The sequence below is a fragment of the Mycobacterium sp. DHQP2018-32-09 genome, assembly GCF_058148405.1.
The window spans coordinates 1-442 of the sequence record NZ_JBYVYK010000147.1 but is presented as its reverse complement, the minus strand read 5'-3'; the positions used below and the strand labels follow the sequence as shown (position 1 = coordinate 442).

General features: G+C 64.5%; 1 protein-coding gene. It reads right to left on the bottom strand.

Going from position 1 to position 442, the window contains the following annotated elements:
• Positions 1-98: 98 nt before the first annotated feature.
• The coding region (locus tag AC30CM_RS27090) for a DUF2968 domain-containing protein (RefSeq protein WP_490119990.1) at positions 99-442 on the bottom strand (344 nt) is incomplete at its 5' end.

Here is a 442-nt window from a genome sequence, read left to right as displayed (position 1 = left end):
CGGACGCGTTCACGCACTGACGCACGCGCAATAAAAAACCCGGCGAAGATCGCTTCGCCGGGTTTTCGCTCGTCTCGCTCCGTCCGTTCGACGAACCGTTACTTGTGCGCGGGCAGCCCTGTCTCGGTCTGTCTCTCGAGTTGCCGCACCTGCTCCTGCAGATCGCGCAACTGCAACTGCGCAGCCCGCTTCTCGACCTGCAGCGCCTGCGCCTGCTCCTGCGCCGACTTCTGCCGCTGCACGACTTCGGCCTGCTGGCTGCGCGCGACGCTGAGATCGGCCTGCAACTGTTGCGCACGATTCGCCTGCAGCGCGATCACGCGCTCGAGAAATGCCTTCTGCGCCTGCAACTCGGTCCGGCGGATCTCGATATCGGCGAGCTGCGCGGTCTGCTGCACGAAGTTCGCGTACACCGTCTCCGCGCGATTCTTTTCCTGCGAAC